At 64.9% G+C, this 20,803-nt stretch carries 14 protein-coding genes and 3 rRNA genes; 13 read left to right on the top strand and 4 right to left on the bottom strand.

All coding sequences use genetic code 11. The features are described from left to right. The first annotated feature begins 41 nt into the window (after positions 1-41). From argB to argH, 6 genes are read left to right on the top strand one after another with little or no spacing between them, the layout of a single operon-like run. Positions 42-923 carry an acetylglutamate kinase gene (gene argB / locus MFM001_RS21665; protein WP_116377324.1) on the top strand — a complete coding sequence of 294 codons (882 nt, stop codon included), beginning with the start codon at positions 42-44 and terminating at the stop codon, positions 921-923. Further along, a complete protein-coding gene (locus MFM001_RS21660; protein ID WP_255422463.1) occupies positions 920-2,104 on the top strand; it encodes an acetylornithine transaminase in 1,185 nt (394 codons plus the stop codon). Before argB ends, MFM001_RS21660 begins: the two co-directional genes overlap by 4 nt. Then, the gene (gene argF / locus MFM001_RS21655; protein ID WP_116377323.1) at positions 2,101-3,027 is read left to right on the top strand and encodes an ornithine carbamoyltransferase; all 927 of its coding nucleotides are present in this window, start codon (positions 2,101-2,103) and stop codon (positions 3,025-3,027) included. Before MFM001_RS21660 ends, argF begins: the two co-directional genes overlap by 4 nt. Continuing rightward, positions 3,024-3,518 carry an arginine repressor gene (locus MFM001_RS21650; protein ID WP_116377322.1) on the top strand — a complete coding sequence of 165 codons (495 nt, stop codon included), beginning with the start codon at positions 3,024-3,026 and terminating at the stop codon, positions 3,516-3,518. The genes argF and MFM001_RS21650 overlap by 4 nt, the downstream gene beginning before the upstream one ends. A gap of 17 nt (positions 3,519-3,535) precedes the next feature. After that, complete coding sequence (locus tag MFM001_RS21645; protein WP_116377321.1) at positions 3,536-4,744, top strand: argininosuccinate synthase; 1,209 nt, start codon at positions 3,536-3,538, stop codon at positions 4,742-4,744. After that, positions 4,741-6,153 carry an argininosuccinate lyase gene (gene argH / locus MFM001_RS21640; protein WP_116377320.1) on the top strand — a complete coding sequence of 471 codons (1,413 nt, stop codon included), beginning with the start codon at positions 4,741-4,743 and terminating at the stop codon, positions 6,151-6,153. The genes MFM001_RS21645 and argH overlap by 4 nt, the downstream gene beginning before the upstream one ends. On the opposite strand, the gene MFM001_RS21635 is transcribed toward argH, so the two are convergent. Further along, positions 6,150-7,916 carry an ABC-F family ATP-binding cassette domain-containing protein gene (locus tag MFM001_RS21635; protein WP_116377319.1) on the bottom strand — a complete coding sequence of 589 codons (1,767 nt, stop codon included), beginning with the start codon at positions 7,914-7,916 and terminating at the stop codon, positions 6,150-6,152. The two genes, argH and MFM001_RS21635, sit on opposite strands and share 4 nt — an antisense overlap. A 59-nt stretch (positions 7,917-7,975) precedes the next feature. Here MFM001_RS21635 and MFM001_RS21630 point away from each other — a divergent pair, with 59 nt between their 5' ends. Further along, positions 7,976-10,984: an acyl-CoA synthetase gene (locus MFM001_RS21630; protein ID WP_116377318.1), complete on the top strand. Its 3,009-nt coding sequence runs from the start codon at positions 7,976-7,978 to the stop codon at positions 10,982-10,984. 49 nt (positions 10,985-11,033) lie between these two features. After that, on the top strand, positions 11,034-11,246 hold the full coding sequence (locus tag MFM001_RS21625; RefSeq protein WP_116377317.1) for a Trm112 family protein: 213 nt from the start codon (positions 11,034-11,036) through the stop codon (positions 11,244-11,246). On the opposite strand, the gene MFM001_RS21620 is transcribed toward MFM001_RS21625, so the two are convergent. Genes MFM001_RS21620 through MFM001_RS21610 form a run of 3 tightly spaced genes read right to left on the bottom strand, consistent with a single transcriptional unit; the run spans position 11,212 to position 13,338 of the window. Continuing rightward, a complete protein-coding gene (locus tag MFM001_RS21620; RefSeq protein ID WP_116377316.1) occupies positions 11,212-11,817 on the bottom strand; it encodes a TetR/AcrR family transcriptional regulator in 606 nt (201 codons plus the stop codon). The genes MFM001_RS21625 and MFM001_RS21620 overlap by 35 nt on opposite strands. Positions 11,818-11,821: 4 nt before the next feature. Then, positions 11,822-12,640, bottom strand: coding sequence for an ABC transporter permease (locus tag MFM001_RS21615; protein ID WP_192887018.1), 819 nt, complete (start codon positions 12,638-12,640; stop codon positions 11,822-11,824). Beyond that, positions 12,574-13,338 (bottom strand): ABC transporter ATP-binding protein, encoded by a 765-nt coding sequence (locus MFM001_RS21610; RefSeq protein ID WP_116377315.1) that lies wholly within the window; start codon positions 13,336-13,338, stop codon positions 12,574-12,576. Before MFM001_RS21610 ends, MFM001_RS21615 begins: the two co-directional genes overlap by 67 nt. Positions 13,339-13,394: 56 nt before the next feature. Between MFM001_RS21610 and MFM001_RS21605 the strand changes: the two genes are divergently transcribed. From MFM001_RS21605 to rrf, 5 genes are all read left to right on the top strand, one after another. Further along, positions 13,395-14,006 carry a DNA-3-methyladenine glycosylase gene (locus MFM001_RS21605; protein ID WP_116377314.1) on the top strand — a complete coding sequence of 204 codons (612 nt, stop codon included), beginning with the start codon at positions 13,395-13,397 and terminating at the stop codon, positions 14,004-14,006. Positions 14,007-14,028: 22 nt separating this feature from the next. Then, a complete protein-coding gene (tyrS, locus tag MFM001_RS21600) occupies positions 14,029-15,300 on the top strand; it encodes a tyrosine--tRNA ligase (RefSeq protein ID WP_116377313.1) in 1,272 nt (423 codons plus the stop codon). Positions 15,301-15,641: 341 nt separating this feature from the next. After that, positions 15,642-17,178, top strand: a 16S ribosomal RNA gene (locus MFM001_RS21595). Positions 17,179-17,456: 278 nt separating this feature from the next. Continuing rightward, a 23S ribosomal RNA gene (locus tag MFM001_RS21590) occupies positions 17,457-20,581 on the top strand. Between the two features lie 65 nt (positions 20,582-20,646). Further along, positions 20,647-20,761 (top strand): 5S ribosomal RNA (gene rrf, locus MFM001_RS21585). Together the 16S, 23S and 5S rRNA genes form the textbook arrangement of a ribosomal RNA operon. Positions 20,762-20,803 lie beyond the last annotated feature (42 nt).

Genomic DNA, 20,803 nt, shown 5'->3' with positions numbered 1-20,803 from the left:
TCCTCATCGCTTCGCACTGCATCGTCGGCGGTAGCTAGCTCATGACGACCAGCGAATTGCCCACCCAAGTCAAAGCGCAGGTGCTGGCCGAAGCCCTGCCCTGGCTCAAGCAACTGCACGGCAAGATCGTCGTCATCAAATATGGCGGCAACGCAATGACCGACGACACGCTCAAGCACGCGTTCGCCGCCGATATGGCGTTTCTGCGCAACTGCGGCATCCACCCCGTCGTCGTGCACGGCGGCGGGCCGCAGATCAGCGCCATGCTGCAACGGCTCGGCATCCCCGGCGACTTCAAGGGCGGATTCCGGGTCACCACACCAGAAGTGCTCGACGTGGCGCGGATGGTGCTGTTCGGTCAGGTGGGCCGGGAACTGGTCAACCTGATCAACGCACACGGCCCGTACGCGGTCGGCATCACCGGCGAGGACGCGCAGCTCTTCACGGCAGTGCGGCGCAGCGTCACCGTCGACGGGGTGGCCACCGACATCGGGTTGGTAGGCAACGTCGACCACGTCAACACGGCCGCGGTGCGAGATCTGATTGCCGCGCGGCGTATTCCGGTCGTCTCGACGCTGGCGCCAGATGCCGACGGCGTCGTGCACAACATCAATGCCGACACCGCCGCGGCGGCGCTGGCCGAAGCACTGGGAGCCGAAAAGCTGTTGATGCTCACCGACGTCGAAGGGCTGTACACCCGTTGGCCCGACCGCGATTCGCTGGTCAGCGAAATCGACACCGCCACACTGGCCCAACTACTGCCAACACTGGAGACAGGGATGATCCCCAAGGTCGAAGCCTGTCTGCGTGCCGTCGGCGGCGGCGTGCCCAGTGCGCACGTGATCGACGGCCGCGTCGAACACTGCGTGCTGGTCGAGCTGTTCACCGACGAGGGCACCGGCACCAAGGTGGTGAACGCGTGAGCCACACACAAGACATGCAACAGCGGTGGTCCGCGGTGATGATGAACAACTACGGGGTGCCGCCGGTGGCGCTGGCCAGCGGCGACGGCACGGTGGTCACCGACGTCGACGGCAACTCGTACCTGGATCTGCTCGGCGGGATTGCGGTCAATGTCCTCGGCCACCGTCACCCGGCCGTCATCGACGCCGTCACCCGGCAGATGTCGACGCTGGGCCACACCTCGAACCTGTACGCCAACGAACCGGCTCTGCAGCTGGCCGAGGCGCTGGTTGGCTTGTTGGGCGCCGACGCCCGGGTGTTCTTCTGCAACTCCGGTACCGAAGCCAACGAGCTGGCGTTCAAACTGTCGCGGCTCACTGGGCGCACCAAACTCGTTGCCGCACAAGAAGCATTCCACGGCCGCACGATGGGCTCGCTGGCGTTGACTGGCCAGCCGGCCAAGCAGGCGCCGTTCGCGCCGCTGCCCGGCGACGTCACCCATGTCCCCTACGGCGACACCGACGCGCTGGCCGCCGCGGTCTCCGACGACACCGCCGCCGTCTTCCTGGAACCGATCATGGGGGAGTGCGGAGTCGTCGTCCCGCCCGACGGCTATCTGGTTGCGGCACGCGAGATCACCTCCCGGCATGGCGCGCTGCTGGTGCTCGATGAGGTGCAGACCGGGATGGGCCGCACCGGCTCGTTCTTCGCCCACCAGCACGACGGCATCACGCCCGACGTGGTGACGCTGGCCAAGGGGCTCGGCGGCGGGCTGCCGATCGGGGCGTGCCTGGCCCTCGGCGAGGCTGCGCAACTGCTCACCCCTGGCCTGCACGGCAGCACGTTCGGCGGCAACCCGATCTGCGCGGCCGCGGCGCTGGCGGTGTTGCACACACTGGCCGCCGGTGACCTGGTACGCCGCGCCGAGGTGCTGGGCAAGTCGTTGCGTCACGGTATCGAAGCGCTCAACCACCCGCTGATCGACCACGTCCGCGGCCGCGGCCTGCTGTGCGGCGTGGTGCTTTCCGCGCCGCACGCCAAGGACGTCGAAACCGCTGCCCGCGCAGCCGGTTTCCTGGTCAACGCCCCCGCGGCGAACGTGATCCGGTTGGCGCCGCCGCTGATCGTCACCGAACATCAGATCGACACGTTCGTCACCGCGCTGCCCGGCATCCTCGACACCGCGGGAGGCACACCGTGACCCGCCACTTCCTGCGCGACGACGACCTGTTGCCGCACGAGCAGGCCGAAGTCCTCGAGCTGGCCGCCGAATTGAAGAAGGACCAGTACAGCCGCCGGCCGCTCGACGGGCCGCGCGGCGTCGCGGTGATCTTCGACAAGAACTCCACCCGCACCCGGTTCTCCTTCGAGATGGGCATCGCGCAGCTCGGCGGTCACGCCGTTGTCGTCGACGGTCGCAGTACTCAGCTGGGCCGCGACGAGACGTTGCAGGACACCGCAAAAGTGTTGTCCCGCTTCGTCGATGCGATCGTGTGGCGGACGTTCGGCCAGGACCGGCTCGATGCCATGGCGTCCACGGCGACCGTGCCGGTTGTCAACGCGCTGTCCGACGAGTTCCATCCGTGCCAGGTGCTGGCCGATCTGCAGACGATCGCCGAGCGCAAGGGCGCGTTGCGAGGTGTCCGGCTCAGCTATTTCGGCGACGGCGCCAACAACATGGCCCATTCGCTGCTGCTCGGCGGAGTCACCGCCGGGATGCACGTCACGATCGCGGCACCGGACGGCTTCATGCCAGACAAAGCGGTTCTGGCCGCCGCCGAAGACCGCGCGGCCGCCACGGGCGGGTCAGCGACGGTGACCACCGACCCGCGGTCCGCCGCCAATGACGCCGATGTGCTGGTCACCGACACCTGGACCTCGATGGGGCAGGAGGACGACGGGCTGGACCGGGTGGCACCGTTCCGCCCCTTCCAGGTCAACGCCGACCTGGTGGCTCTAGCCGACCCGGAAGTCGTTGTGCTGCATTGCCTTCCGGCCCACCGCGGGCACGAGATCACCAACGACGTGATGGATGGCCCGCACAGCGCGGTGTGGGACGAGGCCGAGAACCGTTTGCATGCGCAGAAGGCGCTGCTGGTGTGGCTGCTGGAGCGGTCCCGATGACGCGTTCGAAAACCACCCCCGACGTCACCCGTGCCGGACGGCAGGCCCGCATCGTCGCGATCCTGTCGTCGGAGTCGGTGCGCAGTCAAGGGGAATTGGCCGCTCTGCTGGCCGCCGAGGGTATCGAGGTCACCCAGGCCACGCTGTCGCGGGATCTCGAAGAGCTCGGCGCGGTGAAGCTGCGCGGCGCCGACGGCGGGGCCGGGGTGTACGTCGTGCCCGAGGACGGCAGCCCGGTGCGCGGGGTATCCGGTGGCACCGGGCGGTTGTCGCGGCTGCTGAGCGAGCTGCTGGTGTCCACGGATGCCAGCGGCAACCTTGCCGTGCTGCGCACCCCGCCGGGCGCCGCCGACTACCTGGCCAGCGCCATCGACCGGGCGGCGCTACCCTACGTCGTCGGCACCATCGCCGGCGACGACACGATTTTTGTGGCCGCCCGTGAGCCGATGACCGGTGCCGAGCTGGCCGCTACTTTCGAAAACCTCAAGTGACATAAGGAGATTGGTTCATGTCCGAGCGCGTCATCCTGGCGTATTCCGGCGGTTTGGACACCTCTGTGGCGATCAGCTGGATCGGCAAGGAGACCGGTCGGGAGGTCGTCGCTGTCGCGATCGACCTGGGCCAGGGCGGCGAAGACATGGAGGTGGTGCGGCAGCGCGCGCTGGACTGCGGCGCGGTCGAGGCGGTCGTCGTCGACGCACGCGACGAGTTCGCCGAGGGCTACTGCCTGCCGACAGTTCAGTCCAACGCGCTCTACATGGACCGCTACCCGCTGGTGTCGGCGATCAGCCGGCCGCTGATCGTCAAGCATCTGGTGGCCGCCGCCCGCGAGCACGGCGGCGGCATCGTCGCGCACGGCTGCACTGGCAAAGGCAACGACCAGGTGCGCTTCGAGGTCGGATTCGCGTCCCTGGCACCGGATCTGGAAGTGCTTGCCCCAGTGCGCGACTATGCGTGGACGCGGGAAAAGGCGATCGCATTCGCGGAGGAGAACGCCATCCCGATCAACGTGACCAAGCGGTCGCCGTTCTCCATCGACCAGAACGTGTGGGGCCGCGCGGTGGAAACCGGCTTCCTGGAACACCTCTGGAACGCCCCTACCAAGGACGTCTACGCCTACACCGAAGATCCCACGGTCAACTGGAACACTCCCGACGAGGTGATCGTCGGTTTCGACAAGGGCGTGCCGGTGTCCATCGACGGCAAGCCGGTCTCGGTGCTGCAGGCCATCGAAGAACTCAACGAGCGGGCCGGCGCACAAGGGGTTGGCCGGCTCGACGTCGTCGAGGACCGTTTGGTGGGCATCAAGAGCCGCGAAATCTACGAGGCCCCGGGCGCGATGGTGCTCATCACCGCGCACACCGAGCTCGAGCACGTCACGCTGGAGCGTGAGCTCGGCCGCTTCAAGCGGCACACCGACCAGCGTTGGGCCGAGCTGGTGTACGACGGGCTGTGGTACTCACCGCTCAAGACAGCGCTGGAGAGCTTCGTCGCCACGACGCAGGAGCATGTGACCGGCGAGATCCGAATGGTGTTGCACGGCGGGCACATTGCGGTCAACGGGCGCCGTAGCTCCGAGTCGCTGTACGACTTCAACCTGGCCACCTACGACGAGGGCGACAGCTTCGACCAGTCCAAGGCGAAAGGATTCGTCTACGTGCATGGCCTGTCGTCGAAGATTGCGGCCCGCCGGGATATGGACACCGAGCACAGGTGAGTACCAACCAGGGATCGCTGTGGGGCGGGCGGTTCGCGGATGGGCCGTCCGACGCGCTGATCGCGCTGAGTCGATCCACCCATTTCGACTGGGCGTTGGCCCCATACGACGTCGCCGCATCAAAAGCGCACACCCAGGTGTTGTTCCGGGCGGGGCTGCTGACCGCCGAGCAGCGCGACGGCCTGCTGGCCGGGCTGGACAGCCTCGCCCACGACGTGGCCGACGGCAGCTTCGGCCCGCTTCCCACCGACGAGGATGTTCACGCCGCGCTCGAGCGCGGCCTGATCGAGCGGGTCGGCCCCGACCTGGGTGGCCGGCTGCGGGCCGGCCGGTCGCGAAATGACCAGGTGGCCACGCTGTTTCGGATGTGGCTGCGCGACGCGGCGCGGCGGGTCGCCGACGGGGTGCTCGACGTCGTGGGCGCGCTCGCCGCCCAGGCCGCCGCGCACCCGAACGCGATCATGCCCGGCAAGACGCACCTGCAGTCCGCGCAGCCGATCTTGTTGGCCCACCACCTGCTCGCTCACGCCCACCCGCTGCTGCGCGACGTGGACCGGATCATCGACCTTGACGCGCGGACCGCGGTGTCGCCGTACGGTTCCGGGGCGCTGGCCGGGTCGTCGCTGGGGCTCGATCCGGACTCGATCGCGCAGGAGCTGGGCTTCAATGCCGCTGCGGACAACTCGATAGACGCCACGGCCGCCCGGGATTTCGCCGCCGAGGCGGCGTTTGTCTTCGCGATGATCGCGGTGGACTTGTCGCGGCTGGCCGAAGACATCATCATTTGGAGCTCGACCGAATTCGGTTACATCACGCTGCACGACTCGTGGTCGACCGGCAGTTCGATCATGCCGCAGAAGAAGAACCCCGACATCGCGGAGCTGGCCCGCGGAAAGTCGGGCCGGCTGATCGGCAACCTGGCGGGGCTACTGGCGACGCTCAAGGCGCAGCCGCTGGCCTACAACCGTGACCTGCAGGAGGACAAGGAGCCGGTGTTCGATTCGGTGGCGCAGCTGGAGCTGCTGCTGCCGGCGATGGCTGGACTGGTGGGCAGTCTGACCTTCAACACGGAGCGGATGGCGGCGCTGGCCCCGGCCGGCTACACACTGGCCACCGATATCGCCGAATGGCTGGTGCGACAAGGGGTTCCGTTCCGTGTCGCGCACGAGGCGGCGGGTGCGGCGGTGCGGGCCGCCGAGCAGCGCGGGGTCGGGCTGGAGGAGTTGACTGACGACGAGCTGGCCGCGATCAGCCCGCAATTGACTCCGCAAGTCCGCGAGGTGCTGACCATCGAGGGTTCGGTGTCGTCGCGCGATGCCCGCGGCGGCACCGCGCCGATCCAGGTCGCCAAGCAGTTGGACACCGTTCGCGGGGCCGCCGGGGAGCTGCGGCAGCGGCTGCGTCGCTAGCCGTCCAGCTGTTCCGATAGCTCCAGCCAACGGTTTTCCATTGTGGCGACTTCACTTTCGAGGCCACGCAGTTCCTCGGTGAGCCGGTTCAACCCGACGTGGTCGCTCTGGTCATGCTCGGCCAGCTCGACGTGTTTGGCCTCGATTTGTTCCGCCAGTCTCGCCAGCCGGCGTTCGACCGCCGCCGTCTCCTTCTGCGCGGCGCGCAGTTGGGCACCCGACGCCGACTTGCGCTGGGCAGGCGGGGGAGCCTTGGCCGCCAAAGCGGCGGAGAGCCGCAGGTATTCGTCGACACCGCCGGGCAGGTGCCGTAACCGGCCGTCCAGGATCGCGTACTGCTGGTCGGTCACCCGCTCGAGCAGATACCGGTCGTGCGAGACGACAATCAATGTGCCCGGCCAGGAGTCGAGCAGATCCTCGGTCGCCGCCAGCATGTCAGTGTCCACGTCGTTGGTGGGCTCGTCGAGCAGCAGCACATTCGGCTCGGCCAGCAGCGTCAGCATCAGCTGTAGCCGTCGCCGCTGGCCGCCGGAGAGCTCGCCGACGCGCGATGACAACTGCGCACGGGCAAATCCCAGCCGCTCCAACAGTTGCGCGGGCGTGACGTCGCGGCCGTCGACCTGATAGCCGCTGCGCAGCTTACCGAGCACATCGACCACCCGGTCGCCGGCCAGCGGCGTCAGTTCCTCGCCCCGCTGGTCGAGCATCGCCAGCCGAACGGTCTTGCCGCGCTTGATGTTTCCGGTATCCGGTCGCACCGTACCGGCGATCAGCCCCAGCAGAGTGGACTTGCCCGAGCCGTTCGCTCCGACGATGCCGCTGCGTTCCCCGGGACCGATCCGCCATTCGACCTCACGCAGCACCGGTTGGCCGTCGAATGACACCGACACATCTAGCAGGTCGATCACATCCTTGCCCAGCCGCGCGGTCGCTAGCTTCGCCAACTCCACGGTGTTGCGCAGCGGCGGCACGTCGGCGATCAACTGGTTGGCCGCCTCGATCCGGAACTTGGGCTTCGACGTTCGGGCCGGCGCTCCGCGGCGCAGCCACGCCAGCTCCTTGCGCATCAGGTTCTGCCGCTTGGCTTCGGCTACGGCGGCGCGCCGGTCCCGCTCGACGCGCTGCAGCACGTAGGCGGCGTAGCCCCCCTCGAACGGCTCGACGGTGCCGTCGTGCACTTCCCACGTCGTGGTGGCCACTTCGTCGAGAAACCAGCGGTCGTGGGTCACCAGCAGCAGTCCACCGGTGTTGCGGGCCCAGCGCTGGCGCAGATGGCCGGCCAGCCAGGTGATCCCTTCGATGTCGAGGTGGTTGGTGGGCTCGTCCAGCGCGATCACATCCCACTCGCCGATCAGCAGCGCCGCCAGCTGCACCCGCCGTCGCTGCCCGCCGGAGAGCGTCGTAACCGTTGCGTCCCAGTCGATATCGGACACCAGACCACTGATCACGTCGCGAACGCGAGCGTCGCCGGCCCATTCATGAGCGGGCCGATCGCCGACCAGCGTCGCCCCGACCGTGCGGCCCGGGTCGAGCGTGTCCGCCTGACTCAACGCCCCCACCCGCAGGGCGCTGCGCCGGGTGACCCGGCCAGAATCCGGACGCACCGCACCGGTGAGCAGCCCCAGCAGGCTCGATTTGCCGTCGCCGTTGCGTCCCACGATGCCGATCCGGTCGCCGTCGTTGACGCCGACGGTCAGCGACTCGAAGACGACCTGAGTGGGATATTCCAGGTGCACGGCCTCGGCTCCGAGCAGGTGCGCCACCGGGCCGAGACTAGCGGCGTGCTTGTACGCTGGCCAAAGCCATCGGCCCGGTCGCCATGATGTGCCAGAATGTGCAGGTCAGTCAGGGGAGAGCGGTGGATCTGAATATTTCCGCGGTCACGCGACCGGTCGAGCGTCTCATGGCGACGGCGCAGAACGGCCTTGAGGTTCTGCGACTCGGCGGCCTGGAGACCGGGACGGTTCCGTCGCCGTTCCAGGTTGTCGAAAGCGTTCCGATGTACAAGCTTCGGCGGTACTTCCCGCCCGACAACCGGCCCGGTCAACCGCCGGCGGGCCCGCCGGTGTTGCTGGTGCACCCAATGATGATGTCGGCGAACATGTGGGACGTCACCCGGGCCGAGGGCGCGGTCGGCATTCTGCACAGTGCCGGACTGGATCCTTGGGTGATCGACTTCGGCTCACCGGACAAGGTCGAAGGCGGCATGCGCCGCAACCTTGCCGACCACATCGTCGCGCTGTCCGAGGCCATCGACACCGCGGTGGAGAGCACCGGCCAGGACGTGCACCTCGTCGGCTATTCGCAAGGCGGCATGTTCTGCTACCAGGCGGCCGGATATCGGCGTTCCAAAAACATTGCCAGCATCGTGGCTTTCGGTTCGCCGGTGGACACCCTGGCCGCGCTGCCGATGGGGGTTCCGCCCAACCTTGCCCAGGCTACCGCCAATTTCATGGCCGACCATGTGTTCAACCGGCTGGATATTCCAAGTTGGTTGGCGCGCATGGGTTTTCAGATGATGGATCCGCTCAAGACGGCCAAGGCGCGGCTGGACTTCGTGCGCCAGCTGCACGATCGTGAGGCGTTGCTTCCGCGGGAAGCGCAGCGCAGATTCTTGGAGTCCGAAGGCTGGATCGCCTGGTCCGGTCCTGCGGTGTCGGAATTGCTCAAGCAGTTCATCGCCCACAACCGGATGATGACCGGCGGTTTCGCGATCAACGGGCAACTGGTGACGTTGACCGACATCACCTGTCCCGTACTGGCTTTCGTCGGTGAAGTCGACGACATCGGGCAACCACCCGCGGTCCGCGGCATCCGGCGTGCGGCGCCCAACGCCGACGTGTACGAGTACACGCTGCGGGCAGGCCACTTCGGCTTGGTCGTCGGTTCCAAAGCGGCGCAACAGTCTTGGCCGACCGTCGCGGAATGGGTGCAGTGGATCTCCGGGCACGGCAGCAAACCGGACGGCATCGTGCCGATGGCCGACCAACCGGTCGAACGCACCGACAGCGGTGTCGCATTCAGCTCCCGGGTGGCGCACGGCATCGGTGAGGCCTCCGAGGTGGCGCTGGCCGTTGCCCGCGGCGCGGCCGACGCGGTGGTGGCGGCCAACAAGTCGGTGCGCACGCTGGCCGTCGAGACTGTCCGGACGTTGCCCCGATTGGCCAGGTTGGGTCAGATCAACGACCACACCCGGATCTCGCTGGGCAGGATCATCGGCGAGCAGGCGCACGACGCGCCACAGGGCGAATTCCTGTTGTTCGACGGGCGCGTGCACACCTACGAGGCGGTGAACCGGCGCATCGACAACGTCGTTCGCGGACTGATCGAGGTCGGCGTTCGGCAGGGCGAGCACGTCGGCGTGCTGATGGAGACCCGGCCCAGCGCGCTGGTGGCCATCGCCGCGCTGTCCCGGCTGGGCGCGGTCGCGGTGCTGATGGGGCCCGACGCCGACCTCGCCGCAGCGGTGCGCATCGGCGGCGTCACCGAAATCATCACCGACCCCACCAACTTGGAGACCGCCCGCCAATTGCCCGGCCAGATCCTGGTTCTCGGCGGCGGCGAGGCCCGCGATCTGCATCTGCCCGACGACGCCGGCGTCATCGACATGGAAAAGATCGACCCGGACGCGGTCGAGCTGCCCGGCTGGTATCGGCCCAACCCGGGACTGGCACGGGACTTGGCGTTCATCGCGTTCAGCTCGGCCGACGGCGAGCTGGTCGCCAAGCAGATCACCAACTACCGCTGGGCGTTGTCGGCGTTCGGTACCGCCTCGACGGCCGCGCTCGGTCGCAGCGACACCGTGTACTGCCTGACGCCGCTGCACCACGAGTCGGGTCTATTGGTCAGCCTGGGTGGCGCGGTGGTCGGCGGCACCCGCATTGCGCTGTCACGCGGTTTGCGCGCGGACCGGTTCGTCGCCGAAGTGCACCAGTACGGCGTCACCGTGGTGTCCTACACGTGGGCCATGCTGCGCGATGTCATCGACGACCCGGGCTTCGTGCTGCACGGCAACCACCCGGTGCGGCTGTTCATCGGGTCCGGCATGCCGACCGGATTGTGGCAGCGCGTCGTCGACGTGTTCGCGCCTGCACACGTCGTCGAATTCTTCGCCACCACCGACGGGCAAGCGGTGCTGGCGAACGTGTCCGGCGCCAAGATCGGCAGCAAGGGCCGGCCGCTGCCCGGTGCCAGCCGCGTCGAACTGGGCGCGTACGACGCCGACCACGACCTGATCCTCGAGAACGACGAAGGTTTCGTCAAAGTCGCGGAGACCGGCGAGCCCGGCGTGCTGCTGGCGCAACCGCGCGGACCGATCGATCCCACCGCGTCGGTCAAGCGCGGGGTCTTCGCGCCCGCCGACACGTGGATCTCCACCGAGTACCTGTTCCGCTGCGACGGCGACGGCGACTACTGGCTGCTGGGCCGGCGTGGCTCGATGATTCGTAGCGCGCGGGGCATGGTCTACTGCGAACCGATCACCGACGCGCTCGGCCAGATCACTGGCGTCGACCTGGCGGTGACCTACGGTGTGTCGGTGCGCGGCCAGCAGGTCGCCGTGTCGGCCGTGACACTGCGGCCCGGCGCGACCATCACGGCCGCCGATCTGACAGAAGCGGTGGCGGGCATGCCGTTCGGGCTGGGCCCCGACATCGTGCACGTCGTCCCCGAGATGACACTGAGCGCCACCTACCGCCCCACGATCAGCACGCTGCGCGCGGCCGGAATTCCTAAGCCGGGGCGGCATTCCTGGTATTTCGACACGTCCAGTAACCAGTTCCGGCGGCTGACCTCGTCGGTGCGGACCGAACTCGCCGGTACCCACGCATGATTCGCGCCGGCGACGATGCAGAGCAAAGCGATGCGGAGGAACGGCGCTAGTGATTGACGACGCACTGCTGAGCATCCTGGTGTGCCCCGCCGACCGCGGCCCGCTGCTGCTCATCGACGACACGCTCTACAACCCGCGACTGCGGCGCGCCTACCGGATCGAGGACGGCATCCCGGTACTGCTGATCGACGAGGCAGCCGACGTGAGCGACGACGAACACGACCGGCTCATGGCGCGGGCAAATTCGGCAGATCCCCGGTGAGATAGCGCTGCAGGTTGGGGCCGATGGTTTCGGCAATCTGTTGAGCCGGCAGTGATTTGAACGGCTCCAGCTCCAGGATGTAACGCGCCATCACCACGCCCACCAGCTGCGAGGCGACAAACTGGATGCGGATGGTCCCGCTTCCCGGCGGATTGTCGACGCGGGAACCCACCTCGACCGCGATGACCTCCTGGATGAACGAGCGAAACAGGCTCACCTCCGAGCCGGCGAGGATTGACCGCAGCTCTGCGATGAATGCTGCGCCGATCTCGGAGTCCCACAGCGCCAACAGCGTTGACGGGAGCCTGTAACCGAGTTCGTCGACAGGAACTTCGCGCAGCGGCCCGATGATGTCCATCGGGTCGATCGGGATGTGTACCGCGGCGGCGAAGAGCTGCTCCTTGGTGCCGTAGTAGTGGTGCACCAGTGCGGAATCCACCCCGGCCGCCGCAGCCACCGCGCGGATCGAGGTTTTGTGAATCCCGTTACGCGCGAACAACTCCCGGGCGCTCTTCAAGATCCGGTTGCGGGTGTCGGAGGTGCCCGGGGGGCGCCCACGGCGATTGGCCACCGGATTACGGCGTCCGTCGGCGCAGTGTGGCTGCGGCCAGGCACAGCGCGGCTATCGCGAAACCCAGCACCACGATGATGTCGCGCACCGCAATCCAGGTCAGCTCCGGATGAGCGCCCACCTGCTGCAGCGCCTCGAGCGCGTAGCTGGCGGGCAGGACATTGCTGATCCATTGCAGCCAGGTCGCCATCAGCCCCCGCGGGACAATGATCCCGGCCAGCAACAGCTGCGGCACCATCACCAACGGGATGAACTGCACAGCCTGAAACTCCGTGCGCGCGAAGGCGCTACACAACAGGCCCAGCCCGACACCGAGCACGGCATTGACGATCGCGATCACGAACACCCACATCGGGCTGCCGGCTGTGTCGAACCCGAGGAACCAGAACGAGACGATACAGGCCAGAATCGCTTGCGCCGCAGCAGCTGTCGAGAACGCGGTGCCGTAGGCCATCAACAGGTCGAGCCGGCGCAGCGGAGTGGTGAGAATCCGCTCCAGCGTTCCGGAGGCCCGTTCGCGCTGCATCGTGATCGACGTGATGATGAACATCAAAAACAGCGGGAACAGCCCCAGCAGGATCAGGCAGGCGTTGTTGAACGGCGACGGCGTGCCCGGGCGGTGCGGGGCATTCTCGAACATGAAGTACATCAGCGTGATGACCAGGATCGGCACCAGCACGATCATCGCGACGCTGCGTCGGTCGGCGGCCAACTGCCGCAGGATCCGCGCAGTGGTTGCCGTATACGCCCGGAGCCCTAACCGGCTTGGCGCGCGGTGCTGCGTTTGATGATGGACAGAAACGCTTCCTCTAGTCCCGTGCATCCGGTGTCCTCTCGTAGTTGGGTCGGGGTGGTGTGGGCGACCAAATGACCGTCGCGCATCAGCAACAGGTCATCGCAGTGGTCGGCTTCATCCATCACATGACTGGAGACCAGCAGCGTGGTCCCGCCGCTGGCGAGGTCGTGGAACTGCTCCCACAGATCCACCCGCAGCACCGGATCCAGGCCGACGGTCGGCTCGTCGAGCACCAGCAGCTCGGGCCGGCAGACCAGCGCACACGCCAGCGAGGCCCGGGTGCGCTGACCGCCGGACAGGTTTCCGCAGTAGGCGGTGCTGTGATCGGTCAGCCCCACCCGCTCGATCGCGGCGTCGGCGGCCGCGGCGTCGAAACCGTACAGCGACGCGAAGTAGCGGACGTTGTCGACGACCCGCAGGTCGTTGTAGATCGTCGGGTCCTGCGGCATGTATCCGACGCGCCGGCGCAGCGACGCCGAACCGGCGGGATGACCCAGCACCGTGACATTGCCGGCCGCGACGATCTGGGTGCCGACGATGCAGCGGATGAGTGTCGTCTTACCGCAACCGGACGGTCCTAACAGCCCTGTGATGGTGCCGCGAGCGATTTGCACCGAGAAGTCATGCAGCGCAGGGCGTTTCCCACGAATCACGCGCAGATGATCGATGTGGATGGCCGCGTCGGCGCCCCGCGCAAGTAATTCATCGCTTGATGAAGTCATCATGCGATGAATATCCGCCTTTGCGGCTTCGCTGTCAAGGGGCAGGCAGAATCTGTCCGGTGAGCGCTGACGAACTTGCCGGCGATCCGTTGTCGGCCGCCCGGCGGCTGCTGGGCGCAACTCTGACCGGCCGTGGTGTTAGCGCGACGATCGTCGAGGTCGAGGCCTACGGCGGGGTTCCGGACGGCCCATGGCCGGACGCTGCGGCGCATTCATATCGCGGGATCAGCGGCCGTAACGCGGTGATGTTCGGACCCGCCGGGCGGCTCTACACCTACCGCAGCCACGGCATTCACGTCTGCGCCAACGTCGCCTGCGGTCCCGACGGCACAGCCGCCGCCGTCCTGCTGCGCGCCGGCGCCATCGAAAGCGGCACCGACGTCGCCCGGTCCCGGCGCGGCAACGCGATCCGCACCGTCGCGCTGGCCCGGGGGCCGGGGAACCTGTGCTCGGCGTTGGGAATCACGATGGACGACAACGGCGTCGACCTGTTCGACCCGGACAGCCCGGTGCGGCTCAAGCTGAACGACACTCTTACCGCGATTTCCGGTCCGCGGGTGGGCATCAGCGTCGCGGCCGACCGGCCTTGGCGACTATGGCTGCAGGGCCGACCGGAGGTCTCCGCCTATCGGCGCAGCCCTCGAGCGCCCGCCCCAGGGGCCAGCGACTAGGCAGATCGGAGAAGATCTAGCTATGGGCACGATCCTCGACGAGCTGAGCTGGCGCGGGCTGATTGCACAGTCCACCGACATCGACGCGCTGGCCGCCGCGGCAGCCCAGGGCCCCATCACGCTGTACGCGGGGTTTGACCCCACCGCGCCGAGCCTGCACGCCGGACACCTGGTGCCGCTGCTGGCGCTGCGCCGCTTTCAGCGCGCCGGGCATCGGCCGATCGTGCTGGCCGGCGGCGCCACCGGTCTGATCGGCGATCCGCGTGAGAGCGGGGAACGTGTGCTCAATACCACCGATACCGTCCTGGACTGGACCGATCGGATCCGCGGTCAGCTGGAACGCTTCGTCGACTTCGACGAGTCACCGACCGGAGCGATCGTCGAAAACAACCTCGAGTGGACCAGCGACATGTCGGCAATCGAGTTGCTGCGCGACGTTGGAAAGCACTTCTCGGTCAACGTGATGCTCGACCGCGACACCATCCGGCGCCGGCTTGAGGGCGAGGGCATCTCCTACACCGAATTCAGCTACATGCTCTTGCAGGCCAACGACTACGTCGAGCTGTACCGGCGCCACAACTGCGTGCTGCAAATCGGCGGCTCCGATCAGTGGGGCAACATCATCGCCGGTGTGCGCCTGGTACGCCAGAAGATGGGCGCCGGCGTGCATGCGCTGACGGTCCCGCTGGTGACCTCCGCCGACGGCACCAAGTTCGGAAAGTCCACCGGCGGCGGCAACGTGTGGCTCGATCCCGAGCTGACTACGCCGTACGCGTGGTACCAGTACTTCGTCAACACCGCCGACGCCGACGTCATCCGCTACCTGCGCTGGTTCACCTTTCTGTCGGCCGACGAGCTGGCCGAGCTAGAGGAGGCGACGGCGTCGCGGCCGCAGGAGCGGGCCGCGCAACGGCGGCTGGCGCGCGAGCTCACCACGCTGGTGCACGGGGACGCGGCCACGGAAGCCGTCGAACACGCCAGCCGGGCGCTGTTCGGCCGTGGGGAGTTGACGCAACTGGACGAGGCCACGCTGAGCGCCGCATTGCGGGAGACCCCGGTGGTGGAGCTCAAGTCCGGCGCGCCCGACGGGATCGTCGACCTGTTGGTGGCGAGCGGCCTGTGTGCGAGCAAGGGTGCCGCGCGGCGCACGATCGCCGAGGGCGGGGTCTCGGTCAACAACACCAAGATCGGCGACGAGGACTGGGCGCCACAGCCATCCGACTTCCTGCACGGGCGATGGCTGGTGCTGCGCCGAGGCAAGCGGAACATCGCCGGCGTCGAGCGCGTTGGGTGATGCTGCGAGCCGAAACTCGGGATCTAGCAGGTCATTTGACTCTCAGTTTCCCCTCGCGTAACTTGTTGTCGTCGCGCTGCGGCGGGTCCGCGACGCGACGGTATCCTTGAGGAATACCTCGGCATTCGAGGATGTTCCACCTGTCCGCTCTGTCAGTTCGCGGCGATCGCCGCGGGTTGGTTGCGCGGCCGCTGGGATGCGGGTGTTGTTTGAGAACTCAATAGTGTGTTTGGTGGTTTTGTTTGTTGTTGTTTTTTGCCATGCCTTGACTGTCCCGTGGTTGGGGTGTGGTGTTTTTGTTTGTTTGTCAGGTTTCTCTGATTGGCCTTTTTTGAAGGTTTTGTTTGGAGAGTTTGATCCTGGCTCAGGACGAACGCTGGCGGCGTGCTTAACACATGCAAGTCGAACGGAAAGGCCCCTTTCGGGGGGTGCTCGAGTGGCGAACGGGTGAGTAACACGTGGGTGATCTGCCCTGCACTTCGGGATAAGCTTGGGAAACTGGGTCTAATACCGGATAGGACTCCGAGATGCATGTCTTGGGGTGGAAAGCTTTTTTGCGGTGTGGGATGGGCCCGCGGCCTATCAGCTTGTTGGTGGGGTGATGGCCTACCAAGGCGACGACGGGTAGCCGGCCTGAGAGGGTGTCCGGCCACACTGGGACTGAGATACGGCCCAGACTCCTACGGGAGGCAGCAGTGGGGAATATTGCACAATGGGCGCAAGCCTGATGCAGCGACGCCGCGTGGGGGATGACGGCCTTCGGGTTGTAAACCTCTTTCACCATCGACGAAGCTGCCGCTTTTTGTGGTGGTGACGGTAGGTGGAGAAGAAGCACCGGCCAACTACGTGCCAGCAGCCGCGGTAATACGTAGGGTGCGAGCGTTGTCCGGAATTACTGGGCGTAAAGAGCTCGTAGGTGGTTTGTCGCGTTGTTCGTGAAATTCCCTGGCTTAACTGGGGGCGTGCGGGCGATACGGGCAGACTGGAGTACTGCAGGGGAGACTGGAATTCCTGGTGTAGCGGTGGAATGCGCAGATATCAGGAGGAACACCGGTGGCGAAGGCGGGTCTCTGGGCAGTAACTGACGCTGAGGAGCGAAAGCGTGGGGAGCGAACAGGATTAGATACCCTGGTAGTCCACGCCGTAAACGGTGGGTACTAGGTGTGGGTTTCCTTCCTTGGGATCCGTGCCGTAGCTAACGCATTAAGTACCCCGCCTGGGGAGTACGGCCGCAAGGCTAAAACTCAAAGGAATTGACGGGGGCCCGCACAAGCGGCGGAGCATGTGGATTAATTCGATGCAACGCGAAGAACCTTACCTGGGTTTGACATGCACAGGACGCATCCAGAGATGGGTGTTCCCTTGTGGCCTGTGTGCAGGTGGTGCATGGCTGTCGTCAGCTCGTGTCGTGAGATGTTGGGTTAAGTCCCGCAACGAGCGCAACCCTTGTCTCATGTTGCCAGCGCGTGATGGCGGGGACTCGTGAGAGACTGCCGGGGTCAACTCGGAGGAAGGTGGGGATGACGTCAAGTCATCATGCCCCTTATGTCCAGGGCTTCACACATGCTACAATGGCCGGTACAAAGGGCTGCGATGCCGTGAGGTTTAGCGAATCCTTTAAAGCCGGTCTCAGTTCGGATCGGGGTCTGCAACTCGACCCCGTGAAGTCGGAGTCGCTAGTAATCGCAGATCAGCAATGCTGCGGTGAATACGTTCCCGGGCCTTGTACACACCGCCCGTCACGTCATGAAAGTCGGTAACACCCGAAGCCCATGGCCTAACCCGCAAGGGAGGGAGTGGTCGAAGGTGGGATCGGCGATTGGGACGAAGTCGTAACAAGGTAGCCGTACCGGAAGGTGCGGCTGGATCACCTCCTTTCTAAGGAGCACCACGAAAAACATCCCGCATTCGGTGGGGTGTGAGCCGTGAAGGAATCCAGTGCTGTAGTGGTGCTGGGTTGGGTGCACAACAACGTTGAAAACGAAATCACCGGGCACACTGTTGGGTCCTGAGGCAACACCCGGGCCTGTTTGTGGGTTGGGTTGTTGTCGCCTCGCTTGGTGGTGGGGTGTGGTGTTTGAGTTGTGGATAGTGGTTGCGAGCATCTGAAGCGAAATAGCTGATTGTTTGCTGTTTTGTTCGAGTGTTTTTTGTGTGTGTAAGTGTGTTAGGGCGCATGGTGGATGCCTTGGCATCAGGGGCCGATGAAGGACGTGGGAGGCTGCGATATGCCTCGGGGAGTTGTCAACCGAGCGTGGATCCGAGGATGTCCGAATGGGGTAACCCGGCACCAGTGATGTGGTGTCACCACACGGTGAATGTATAGCCGTGTGGGGGGAACGCGGGGAAGTGAAACATCTCAGTACCCGTAGGAGAAGAAAACAAGTGTGATTCCGTTAGTAGTGGCGAGCGAACGCGGAGGATGGCTAAACCGTATGCATGTGATACCCGGCGGGGGTTGTGTGTGCGGTGTTGTGGGGTCTGTGTTCTCCAGTCCGCCGGCTGGGGCAGCAGTTGAGAAAAGATTGTGTTAGTCGAAGTGGCCTGGGATGGTCTGCCGTAGACGGTGAGAGCCCGGTAGGCGAAAACATGATCTCTGCTGTGCGCAGTGTCCCCGAGTAGCAGCGGGCCCGTGGAATCTGCTGTGAATCTGCCGGGACCACCCGGTAAGCCTGAATACTTCCTGATGACCGATAGCGGAACAGTACCGTGAGGGAATGGTGAAAAGTACCCCGGGAGGGGAGTGAAAGAGTACCTGAAACCGTGTGCCTACAATCCGTCAAAGCCGGCGTTTGTCCGGTGATGGCGTGCCTTTTGAAGAATGAGCCTGCGAGTCACTGACATGTCGCGAGGTTAACCCGTTGTGGGGCAGCCGCAGCGAAAGCGAGTCTGAATAGGGCGCATCCTCAGCAGAGATGTTGGGGTGTAGTGGTGTGTTGTGGACCCGAAGCGGAGTGATCTACCCATGGCCAGGGTGAAGCGCGGGTAAGACCGCGTGGAGGCCCGAACCCACTTAGGTTGAAGACTGAGGGGATGAGTTGTGGGTAGGGGTGAAAGGCCAATCAAACTCCGTGATAGCTGGTTCTCCCCGAAATGCATTTAGGTGCAGCGTCACGTGGTTCACTGCGGAGGTAGAGCTACTGGATGGCCGATGGGCCCTACTAGGTTACTGACGTCAGCCAAACTCCGAATGCCGTAGTGGTTAGCGTGGCAGTGAGACGGCGGGGGATAAGCTCCGTGCGTCGAAAGGGAAACAGCCCAGATCGCCGGCTAAGGCCCCTAAGCGTGTGCTAAGTGGGAAAGGATGTGCAGTCGCAAAGACAACCAGGAGGTTGGCTTAGAAGCAGCCATCCTTGAAAGAGTGCGTAATAGCTCACTGGTCAAGTGATTGTGCGCCGATAATGTAGCGGGGCTCAAGCACACCGCCGAAGCCGCGGCAACACGTTTTGCGTGTTGGGTAGGGGAGCGTCCCCTCACCGCAGAAGCCACAGGGTGACCTAGTGGTGGAGGTGTGGGGAGTGAGAATGCAGGCATGAGTAGCGATAAGGCAAGTGAGAACCTTGCCCGCCGGAAGACCAAGGGTTCCTGGGCCAGGCCAGTCCGCCCAGGGTGAGTCGGGACCTAAGGCGAGGCCGACAGGCGTAGTCGATGGACAACGGGTTGATATTCCCGTACCCGTGTGTGTGCGCCCGTACCGAATCAGCGGTACTAACCACCCAAACGGTGGTCGATCAATCCCTTTCGGGGGTGCGACGATCGCCTGCTGCGTGGGATCTTCGCTGGTAGTAGGTAAGCGATGGGGTGACGCAGGAAGGTAGCCGTACCAGCCGATGGTGGTGCTGGGGCAAGCCGGTAGGGAGTCAGATAGGCAAATCCGTCTGGCGTATATCCCGAGAGGTGATGCATAGCCGATTGGGGTGAATTCGGTGATCCTATGCTGCCGAGAAAAGCCTCTAGCGAGGACACGCACGGCCCGTACCCCAAACCGACACAGGTGGTCAGGTAGAGAATACCGAGGCGTACGAGACAACTATGGTTAAGGAACTCGGCAAAATGCCCCCGTAACTTCGGGAGAAGGGGGACCCCCACACCGTCAACCGGCTAGCCCGGGGCAGCGGGAGGGGGTGGCACAAACCAGTGAGAAGCGACTGTTTACTAAAAACACAGGTCCGTGCGAAGTCGCAAGACGAGGTATACGGACTGACGCCTGCCCGGTGCTGGAAGGTTAAGAGGACCGGTTAGTGGATTCGTCCACGAAGCTGAGAATTTAAGCCCCAGTAAACGGCGGTGGTAACTATAACCATCCTAAGGTAGCGAAATTCCTTGTCGGGTAAGTTCCGACCTGCACGAATGGCGTAACGACTTCTCAACTGTCTCAACCATAGACTCGGCGAAATTGCACTACGAGTAAAGATGCTCGTTACGCGCGGCAGGACGAAAAGACCCCGGGACCTTCACTACAACTTGGTATTGATGTTCGATACGGTTTGTGTAGGATAGGTGGGAGACTGTGAAACCAGGACGCCAGTTTTGGTGGAGTCGTTGTTGAAATACCACTCTGATCGTATTGGACCTCTAACCTCGAACCCTGAACCGGGTTCAGGGACAGTGCCTGGCGGGTAGTTTAACTGGGGCGGTTGCCTCCTAAAATGTAACGGAGGCGCCCAAAGGTTCCCTCAACCTGGACGGCAATCAGGTGGCGAGTGCAAGTGCACAAGGGAGCTTGACTGCAAGACGGACATGTCAAGCAGGGACGAAAGTCGGGACTAGTGATCCGGCACCCCCGAGTGGAAGGGGTGTCGCTCAACGGATAAAAGGTACCCCGGGGATAACAGGCTGATCTTCCCCAAGAGTCCATATCGACGGGATGGTTTGGCACCTCGATGTCGGCTCGTCGCATCCTGGGGCTGGAGCAGGTCCCAAGGGTTGGGCTGTTCGCCCATTAAAGCGGCACGCGAGCTGGGTTTAGAACGTCGTGAGACAGTTCGGTCTCTATCCGCCGCGCGCGTCAGAAGCTTGAGGAAACCTGTCCCTAGTACGAGAGGACCGGGACGGACGAACCTCTGGTCCACCAGTTGTCCCGCCAGGGGCACCGCTGGATAGCCACGTTCGGCCAGGATAACCGCTGAAAGCATCTAAGCGGGAAACCTTCTCCAAGACCAGGCTTCTCACCCACTAGGTGGGATAAGGCCCCCCGCAGACCACGGGATCGATAGACCAGACCTACACGCCCGGCAACGGGTGCAGGGAACTGGCACTAACCGGCCGAAAACTTACCCACACGCAACCACACCACAACCCCCACACCCCACCACCAACAACACTATGAATAGAATTCAATAGAGTTACGGCGGTCCATAGCGGCAGGGAAACGCCCGGACCCATCCCGAACCCGGAAGCTAAGCCTGCCAGCGCCGATGATACTACCCACCCCGGGTGGAAAAGTAGGACACCGCCGAACACCCACAAAAAAGGGCACCCACAAGGTGCCCTTTTTTAATTG

The organism is Mycobacterium sp. MFM001, from assembly GCF_003402475.1.
In the GTDB taxonomy this organism is placed as follows: Bacteria; Actinomycetota; Actinomycetes; order Mycobacteriales; family Mycobacteriaceae; genus Mycobacterium.
This window is presented reverse-complemented; position numbering and strand designations above follow the sequence as displayed.